We start from the raw sequence: 7,948 nt of genomic DNA on the forward strand, positions 1-7,948 counted from the left end.
ACTTATTATTGATAATGACTTATGGCGTTCTGTCAGAATATAGACCACCGGGAATTACCTGTCAAGAGAAACCCCTCCAGGACCTGTTTGGGTGAAGGGCCGAGAGGTGCAGGCGGCGCGAAGGACTCCATTTCCCAGGACCGTCCGTCGCTGCGGACGATGACGGCGCCGCCCCGGTCCGTTCGATACACTTCCGCTCCCCGTCGGCTGTATCGCTCCATGATCTCGGGCGAGGGGTGGCCGAAGGCGTTGTACGTGCCGGCGGAAACGGCCACGGCCTCCGGGTCGACCGCGTTCAGGAAGGCGATCCCGCTCGACGTGCTGCTGCCGTGATGGGGCGATTTGAGCACCGTGCTTCTCAATGAGGCCGGTGCGCTGGCCATGTGGGCCATACGGGTCACCGCATACTCCGCCTTCTCCTCGATGTCGCCGGTCAGCAGCATGCTGAATTCGCCGTAGGACAGGCGCAGCACCACGGATACGTCATTCGCGTGCGCCTTCGACGCGCCGGATACGAAGAACGGATCGGGATGGAGGAAAGCGCCGCGCACGCCGCCCAGCGCCGCCAGGGTATCGCCCCTCACGACCGTGCGGTAGGGGATGCCGTGTCGCTCGACGGTCTCGCGCCATGCGCGGTAGGAACCGGACGCCGACGTTACGCCGCTTGAGATGATTTCGCCCACTTCGGCGGACTCCACCACGGCCGAAAGCCCCCCGTAATGGTCCAGATGAGGATGGGTTACGATGATCGTATCCACGCGGCGATGGCCCTTCGCGCGCATAAAGGGCACGATGACGCGGGCACCGGCGTCGTAGGCGGGCGAGCGGGCACCGCCGTCGACCAGCAGGGTCCGCCCGTTGGGGCAGGCGATGAAGATGGCATCGCCCTGCCCCACGTCGAGGACGGTGATCTCGAGGGCTCGTCCGGGCAGGAGGCCATAGCAGAAGATCAGGACGGAAAGGGCGACCAGCCCCAGCCGCGCCCGTCGCCACGCGGGGCCGGCCGGGTTCCACAGCAGGAGCAGGCCCGCGGCATAGAAAGACGCGAAGAAAAGGAGCGAAGGCGCCGGGACCTCCACCAGCGCGGAGGGCACGCTGGAAAAGGTCTTCGAGAGATGGATCATGCCGTACAGAACCAGCGCGTTCACGGCGCTGAACAGACGGGCGATTTCGATGGCCACGGGACCGGTCAGGACCGTGAGGACGCCGAAGGTCGTATTCAGAAAGACCAGCGGCCCGATGAAGAGATTGGCGACGGCCGACATCCAGGAAACCTGGTAGAACGTACCCGCGACCACGGGCAGCGTGCCCAGTTGCGCCGTGACCGAAACCAGCAGCCCGTCCCGGAGCCAGCGCGCCCACCACTGCTCCGACCGGGAAAGCCTTTCCGGCAGCAGTTCCTTCAGCCTGGGATAACCCGTGATGATGGCATAGGTCGCAAGGAACGAGAGCTGGAAGCTCAGGTCGAAGAGCGCCGAGGGCCAGATCAGGAGTATGACGATGGCCGCCACGGCCAGGATATTCACAGTATCCGTCTGCCGGTCCAACTGCCGTCCCACCAGGAACAGTCCCGCCATGATCGTGGCCCGGATGACCGACGGCGTGAGGTTGGTGATGAAGGCGTAGAGGACCAGGACGCCCAGCGTCCCGGCGACGACGAGATACTTCGGCAGTCTCAGGACGAACAGCAGCGTATAGATCACCAGGGTGATCAGGCCGACGTGCAGTCCGGATACGGCCAGGATATGGGCCAGGCCGATCGTCCTGAAGGTGTCGATCAGATCCTCGGGCAACAGTCGCCGCTCGCCCAGGAGGATGCCCTTCAGCAGGGCGGCGGAATCGCCCCGCATGGTCCGGTCGATAGACCGGTCGATACTGTCGCGCAGCGGATCGATGACCGAGGTCTGCCAGGAGAACGAACGATTCAGCCGCGTCACGCGATAGCCTGCCGCATCGCGAACGCTCATCAATGCGTAGACGCCCCTGCTCGTGTAGTAGGTCCGCGCATCGAACCCGCCCGGGTTGCGTGCGGGCTGCGGACTGCGCAGGCGGCCTCTGACACGGACCCGGTCTCCGTATCCGCCGGCTTCAATGCCGCTGTTCAGGCGTATCTGCAGCCGTCCCGTAACGGGCGACATCCGCCCGGCGGCAGGCGTCATTCCGGTGCCCGGCCTCATTCCGGCCGAATCGTTTCGGGTCCGCCCCGAACCTGCCTGAGACCTGCCCGAATCCCCCAGCACGATGGAATCCGCGTCCACGGTGACCACCGTGTACCGGTCTCTCACCTCGGGCGACCGGATGATCGTCCCGGTCAGCACATGCCGCTGGTCGCAGAATCTCCGGATGTCGTTCGAAGGCACGACCCGCATCTGCACGGTGTACCAGAAGGCACCCGCGAACACGAGGCACAGGGCCATGCTGATACGTAGGGCCAACGCGTCGTTCCCAAGGGTTCGATAGAGCGCGTAACCCGATGCGATCATCGCCACGGCACACAGTGCAAACAGAACCGGGGAAACCGCAACGCGGTAGCCCAGCAGAATGCCGATTACGTAGCACAGGGCGATGAACAGGGCCGGGCGTTGCATCAGAGGAGGTTATTTCTTGCTTTCGATCAGTGCGTTTTCGAGACGATCGAAGCGGGAATCCATCTTGTCCATGTCCTCCCGGATTCTGTCTTCGATGCGTTCGAGCCTGACATCGAACTTGTCTTCCAAGTGTGTAATCCGGTCATCTAACTCACCCATGTCTTTCTTCATGTTGTCTTCGAGGCGTTCGAACCGGGCATCGATATTGTCCTCAATCCGGTCGAATCTCGCGTCGATCTTATTGAGTTCTTTCTGGATGTCCTCTTTCAGTTCCCGCCTGCTCCCCTTCGCCTCGCGCCAGAAGAAGATGAAGGCGGTCAGCAGGATCAGGGGCTGAAGCCAGAGTTGTACGTTTTCCATGATGCTCCTTTCATGATTTCGATGTTTGATCATGGATATTGTCGAGAAAGCAGGTATGTTTCTCCTCCAATCAGGCCTTCTTTTCCGTTTCAACGGGGTTGCTTATCCGCGCGGAGGCCCCCAGCAGGCCTTCTATCCGGGATACGCGCTCGCCCAGGTGCGCAATCCGTTCTTCGATCTGCGAAACACGATCATCAAGGTGATCGATTCGGTCACTCAGACGTTTATCGAGTTGAGATATGCGGGTATCGAGACTGCGCCAGACAAGGAGCAGGATCCCGATTACGACCACATTGCTTATGACGTTCGTGGCGTCCATGATCATCTCCTTACTAAATTGTACCATCGTCCGTTTTCGATATCCTGCGATCCTCGTGGATTCGCCCGTTACGCAGTCGAACGATCCGCTTCGATCACCCCGTCGCGTAGATGGATGATCCGCTTGCAATGACTGGCGACGTGTTCCTCGTGGGTCACGAGCACGATGGTATGGCCGTCTGCGTTCAGGCGGTCGAATATCGCCATGATCTCTTCCCCGGTCCCGCTGTCCAGGTTCCCGGTCGGCTCGTCCGCCAGTATGATGGACGGTTCGTTGACCAGCGCCCGGGCGATGGCGACGCGCTGGCGCTGTCCACCCGACATCTCGTTGGGCCTGTGGCGGGCCCGGTCGCCAACGCCCACCGCTTCAAGGGCCTCCATCGAGCGATTCCGCCGTTCTTGGCCGTCCGTTCCGCGGTAGAGGAGCGGCAATTCCACGTTGTGCAGCGCGTCCATTCTCGGGAGCAGGTTGAAGGCCTGGAACACGAACCCGATCATCCGGTTTCGGATGAAGGCCTGTTCGTCATCGGAGAGTGCACCGACCGGTCTGCCGTCGAGCGCGTAGCTGCCTGCCGTCGGTACGTCCAGGCAGCCCAGAATGTTCATCAGGGTGGATTTGCCCGAACCTGACCGGCCCGTAACGGCGACATATTCTCCCCGGTTTATGGTGGCGGATACGCCACGGAGCGCGGGAATGCGGTCGTTTCCCATGGGGAAGGATCTATGCAGATCCTCAATGTAGATTAAAGGAGGATCGTTGTTTAAAAGGCGCACGACTAAGACCTCCGAATGGGTGGGCAATTCGGTGCTATGTAGGCTTAGTCGTGGTTTGGGTGGGGAAACTCGTGTTCTACTTTACGGTCATATCAACTGTGTTTACCGTTCTTCGTCACTTCGAATTCGACGGTGCCGCTCTCCGTTAAGACCGTGATGTCGGGATTTGTAAGATCTTCGGTGGTTGCAAACGACATCCAGTATTCGTTGTGCGCCCACGAAATTATGGGCTTTAGTTTCTTTATCTCTCCATACTTCGCTACACCGCAAATCGTATGCATGACCAGACTGGTGTCTTTTGCGCGGTTTCCGTCCAACACCAGGTCAATATCACCGGAAACAGATCGTACGTAGCATCGGTGCCCGTTGTTGCGGCTACCCTGTGACAACCGGGTTCGGCCGTAACGGTTGTAAATGGCGATATCTCCTTCCAGGTCATGCGCATTCAGTTCGGTACACCCGACGTCGATATCCACTCCACCCTTGACCGCTTCGATGATTCCTTCGTTCTGATAGGGATTTCGTCTGAACGTGTCATTGTCCAGGCTACAACCTGCATCGCCGTACCCGTACATGCGCTGGAACAACGAGCCGCCCACACATCGTATTTCCGAAAACATGCTGTTGAAAAGGAACACGTCACCTTTGATCTCCTTTACCCGGCAGGTAGAGCAGGCGTAAGCCATAAATGAACCGTCCAGCCCATCGACATTTACTCTGTCGGATCTGAAAACCGAGATGTTCATGCCGGCGGGTACCGAAACCGAGACGTGGCAGTACGTCGCTGGTCCGTAAACCCTGGTGCTATCAGACTGCATAGAACGGAATATACGCGCTACCTTGTCTGACACGGCATTCCTTGTCATTCTGATGGGTCGCGCTTCCGAAGCGTGAACTGTGATTCGCATCGTTTTCCCCAGGGATTTCTCCGCTGGTTCAGGCAGCGGCAGAAACGCACTGATTTCATGCTTCGAATCTGGCAATGAGTCGGCCATTTTGACGCCGCACCGCCTTTCATCGAGCTTGCTTTCGTTCTCCAGGTCGCGTCTCCAGTATTTGCTGATCGGTTCAGACTTTGGGACGTTATTTGGAAACCAGTCCTTGACGCCGAGGAACAACGCTCCGTCGTGCGGGCCTGATTCCAGGTAATCGTCGACCCGGTCATGGGAAATCTGAATCTCATCGACATTCCTTCGCGCTTCTTCCACCGTCAGACCCAACGCGATCTTTGAACCTTCAACGACGACCAGCTCTCCCTGTGCCTGCTTAATCTCGACCTCCGTATTCACGCCGCAATAGAGAACGACGTTTTCCGTGTCTCCCATGTCTATGGTTTCTTCGAAGTCTTCTCTTGCGATCTTGCAGACAACTTCCTGGACATCTTCGGTTACATCGATCTGACTCATGGCGATTGACTCCTTTTCTCGAGGTGACAGCGCGTCTCTCAACCGGATACGGGACTGATAGAGCCGTCCTCTCGCTGTCGATTCCGGAATGTCGAGAAAGGCGGCGATTTCTTTTAGTGAGAACCCTGTGTAGTAGTACAAATTGACGACATGCCGATAATGTCCGGGCAGTCTCTCGACTTCATCCCAGAGCTCGAGGCACTCGAGGTATTCCCTATGGATCCGGTCCGCCAGGGGGAATTCGTCGCGAATGTGTTCAGCATCCGGATCGACACGGACCAGGCGGCTGGCTTTCTTCCGACGTCTCCACTCCTTGCATCGGTTGACGACGATTCTGTGCAGCCAGCTTCCGAAGATGGCGGGGTCCTTCAACTGCGACAGCTTGCAGTAGGCGGCCACAAAGGCATCCTGTACCACGTCCTCCGCGTCCGTTCTGTCTCGAAGGAAACCCATGGCCACGGCGAATGCGGCGTTCTGGTACCGCCGGACCAGCGGCTCGAAGGCGTCGGCGTTTCCCTGCAGGCACAGGCGTATGTTGTGCGTGTCGTCTTGTGTAAAGGTCGTCATAAGGTTGTCTCGTGAAACCTGATGAAGCGGATTGTTACGTAGTATAGGACGACTTTGCGGCTTCAAAGATCAAAAACAAAATCGTGTAAGTGCATCATGCCGTTGAATTGAGTTAATGAAAAAGACGGCCGAATTTCCACAGACAAAAGGAGCCCGATCCTCCTCACCGAATCATTGACACCGGCCCCGTTACCCTTATATTCAATATTAGAAGTATTACATATACAACCGAAGCTTGGTTTGAACCTGGCCTCATTCAAAATCCAACCTGTACGGGAGTAGATATGGCCTTCCTGGAAGCCGGGGTCGCGGCCCCGGAAGTGACCTTGGAAGACGCGGACGGTAAGACGCTGTCGCTGGGCGACCAGGCGAACGGCGGCTGGCTGCTGGCGGTCTTCTACAAGGTAGGCTGCGGGACCTGCAAGTTCAGCGCCCCCTATTTCGAAAAGATCCACCAGGCCTACGGCGGAAACGGGGGATTCCGGGTGCTGGGCGTCTCGCAGGACACGCCGGAGGACACGCAGGCGTTCATGGACGAACACGGCGCGTCCTTTTCCAACGTGTACGACACGACCCACTGGGCCTCCGCGGACTTCGGCCTGTCGAACGTGCCGACCTGGTTTCTCATGGACGAAGGCGGCGGCATACTCGACAGCAACACGGGCTTTTGCCGGACCGACCTCAACGAGCTGTCGGAGACCATCGCGGCCCATCTCGGCGAGGAGGCCGTGGTCATTTCGCCGGGGGACGACGGCGCGCCCGAACTGAAGCCTGGATGAGGCTCGAAACAACCGGTCGGGCCTCGACCGTAACCCGGATAACTAAGAGCAAGTAAAGTACCTGACATCCATGGCGGCCGCTTCGGCGCGGAACGACTGTTCACGACGCCGGAGGGTCGCTTTTTGTTCCTGTAGCGCGGACCGCGCCCACAGAATACCGGCGAACGGAACTCCATGTCGGCCGCGGCGACGCGGAATCAGGCGCATCGTCGCTGAACTAATGACAGACCCATGAGCGAAACGACCACATCCCACGTGCCCAAGCCCCCGTGGCTCAAGGTGCGCCTGAAGCAGGGGCCGAATTTCCGGGAATTGAAGCGGCTGGTCGAGGAAGACCGGCTCCACACCATCTGCGAGAGCGCCCAGTGTCCGAACATCTGGGAATGCTGGGAGCAGCGCACCGCCACCTTCATGATCCTGGGCGATATCTGCACGCGCAGCTGCGGGTTCTGCGCGGTGAAGACGGGCCGGCCGGACAAGGGGCTGGACTGGGACGAGCCCGAGCGCGTGGCCGGAGCCGTGGAGAAGCTGGGTCTGCGGTTCGCCGTGATCACGTCGGTGAACCGGGACGAGCGGGCCGACGGTGGCGCACCGATCTTCGCGGAGACGATCCGGGCCATACGCCGCCGGTGCCCGGGCGTGGGCGTGGAGGTGCTTATCCCGGACTTCAAGGGCTCGGAAGCCGCGCTTCAGACCGTGCTGGACGCCCGTCCCGACCTGCTGAACCACAACCTGGAGACCGTGCCGGAGCTCTACCGGACCGTGCGGCCCCAGGCGCGGTACGACCAGTCGCTTGAGTTGCTCGAGCGCGCTAAGGCCCGCGGCGCGAAGACCAAGACGGGCATCATGGTTGGGCTTGGCGAGACCGATGAAGCCGTCCATGCCCTGATGCGCGACGTGGCCGGGGTGAACTGCGACATCCTCACGGTGGGACAGTACCTGCAGCCGACGAAGAAGCATCTGCCGGTGCGCAAGCATTATCATCCGGACGAATTCGCCCGTTTCAAGGAACTGGGCGAGACGTACGGCATCCCCCACGTGGAGTCGGGCCCCCTGGTCCGCAGCTCCTACCACGCGGCCGACCAGGCGGACAGTGTCGGCGGCGGACAGCCCGCAAACGGGAATGGCGCGCACACGGCCCCGGGCGGCGGAAGCG

The 7,948-nt window shown here is 59.9% G+C and carries 7 protein-coding genes (1 of these 7 cut by a window edge); 2 read left to right on the forward strand and 5 right to left on the reverse strand.

The window, feature by feature from the left end; all coding sequences use genetic code 11:
* Nucleotides 1–32: 32 nt before the first annotated feature.
* The 5 genes from OXG98_12890 to OXG98_12910 form a co-directional block, all read right to left on the reverse strand.
* Nucleotides 33–2,588, reverse strand: a complete 2,556-nt coding sequence (locus OXG98_12890) for a DNA internalization-related competence protein ComEC/Rec2 (GenBank protein MCY3772900.1) — start codon at nt 2,586–2,588, stop codon at nt 33–35.
* Nucleotides 2,589–2,597: 9 nt separating this feature from the next.
* Complete coding sequence (locus tag OXG98_12895; GenBank protein MCY3772901.1) at nt 2,598–2,948, reverse strand: hypothetical protein; 351 nt, start codon at nt 2,946–2,948, stop codon at nt 2,598–2,600.
* A gap of 70 nt (nt 2,949–3,018) precedes the next feature.
* A complete protein-coding gene (locus tag OXG98_12900; protein ID MCY3772902.1) occupies nt 3,019–3,267 on the reverse strand; it encodes a hypothetical protein in 249 nt (82 codons plus the stop codon).
* 68 nt (nt 3,268–3,335) lie between these two features.
* Nucleotides 3,336–3,977 (reverse strand): ABC transporter ATP-binding protein, encoded by a 642-nt coding sequence (locus OXG98_12905; protein MCY3772903.1) that lies wholly within the window; start codon nt 3,975–3,977, stop codon nt 3,336–3,338.
* Nucleotides 3,978–4,132: 155 nt separating this feature from the next.
* The gene (locus OXG98_12910; GenBank protein MCY3772904.1) at nt 4,133–6,013 is read right to left on the reverse strand and encodes a sigma-70 family RNA polymerase sigma factor; all 1,881 of its coding nucleotides are present in this window, start codon (nt 6,011–6,013) and stop codon (nt 4,133–4,135) included.
* A 284-nt stretch (nt 6,014–6,297) separates the two neighbouring features.
* On the opposite strand from OXG98_12910, the gene OXG98_12915 reads away from it, so the two are divergent.
* Nucleotides 6,298–6,792: a TlpA disulfide reductase family protein gene (locus OXG98_12915; GenBank protein MCY3772905.1), complete on the forward strand. Its 495-nt coding sequence runs from the start codon at nt 6,298–6,300 to the stop codon at nt 6,790–6,792.
* Between the two features lie 231 nt (nt 6,793–7,023).
* Nucleotides 7,024–7,948, forward strand: partial view of a lipoyl synthase gene (gene lipA, locus OXG98_12920; protein ID MCY3772906.1) — the 5' portion only. 98 nt of this gene lie beyond the right edge of the window; only the first 925 of its 1,023 coding nucleotides appear in the window; its start codon is at nt 7,024–7,026; its stop codon lies beyond the right edge, outside the window.

The organism is Gemmatimonadota bacterium (assembly GCA_026706345.1).
GTDB lineage: Bacteria > JAAXHH01 > JAAXHH01 > JAAXHH01 > JAAXHH01 > JAAXHH01.